Source organism: Pseudomonas sp. SDO55104_S430, from assembly GCF_054070595.1.
This window is the reverse complement of record NZ_JBSVXG010000481.1, coordinates 1-1,152: the sequence shown is the minus strand read 5'-3', so window position 1 is coordinate 1,152 and position 1,152 is coordinate 1. Positions and strand designations below refer to the sequence as shown.

Genomic DNA, 1,152 nt, shown 5'->3' with positions numbered 1-1,152 from the left:
GCAGTCGTGAAATCAGCTGACGCGGTGTTTCAGGTAAACCTCGCACTCAGGTTTTGCGACGGCTGCGCCGCCGAACGCAGCCTCGCAAGCTCGACAGCTGCTACAGGGATCTTGTGTCGGCTTGATTGACGCAGAATTGAGAGGGGGACTGGTCAGCAATGGGAAAATGAATCTAACCTCTTGGCTTGCCCATGACAGAAACCGTCAACATGCCTGCCTTGATTGAAGCCTTTTTCGACGAAGCCTCGTCCACCTACAGTTACGTGATCCACGAAGCCGATGGCGGGCAATGCGCGATCGTCGATCCGGTGCTCGACTACAACGCCGCCGCCGGGCGCACCACCACCGTGCAGGCCGACCGGATCATCGCCTTCGTGCGCCAGCACCGTCTGCAGGTGCAATGGCTACTGGAAACCCACGCCCACGCCGATCACTTGTCCGCCGCGCCGTACCTGCGTCGGGAGCTGGGCGGCAAGATTGCCATCGGCGAGTCGATCTGCAAGGTGCAGAACGTGTTCAAGACGCTGTTCAACCTGGAGCCGCAATTCTGCATCGACGGCTCGCAGTTCGATCACCTGTTCGCCCCCGACGAGTCGTTCATGATCGGCAACCTCAAGGCCACCGCCCTGCATGTGCCCGGGCATACCCCGGCGGACATGGCCTACCTGATCGACGGTGAGCAGATTCTGATCGGCGACACCTTGTTCATGCCGGACGTGGGCACCGCGCGCTGCGACTTTCCCGGCGGCAATGCCAACCAGATGTATGCCTCGATTCACAAGCTGCTGGCCTTCCCCGCCAGCGTGCGCCTCTACGTCTGCCACGATTACCCGCCTGAAGGCCGCGCACCGCAGTGCATGACCACCGTGGGCGAACAGCGCAAAAACAACATTCATGTGCGCGATGGCGTCGATGAAGCGGCGTTCGTTGCGATGCGCACCCAGCGCGATGCGGGGTTGGGCATGCCGACGCTGCTGCTGCCGGCGATTCAGGTCAATGTGCGGGCGGGGAATCTGCCGCCGGCGGAAGACAACGGCGTTACCTATCTGAAAATCCCCCTGAATCAATTCTGATTCTCTTGTAGCAGCTGACGAGCACCGCGAGGCTGCGTCAGCGATCGACCTGAATGACATCGGTGTCAGGAATATCGCG

1 protein-coding gene is annotated in these 1,152 nt (G+C 60.9%); it reads left to right on the top strand.

Going from position 1 to position 1,152, the window contains the following annotated elements; genetic code table 11:
- The first annotated feature begins 209 nt into the window (after positions 1 to 209).
- A complete protein-coding gene (locus tag ACW9JE_RS30810; protein WP_224535309.1) occupies positions 210 to 1,073 on the top strand; it encodes an MBL fold metallo-hydrolase in 864 nt (287 codons plus the stop codon).
- The last annotated feature ends 79 nt before the right edge of the window (positions 1,074 to 1,152 follow it).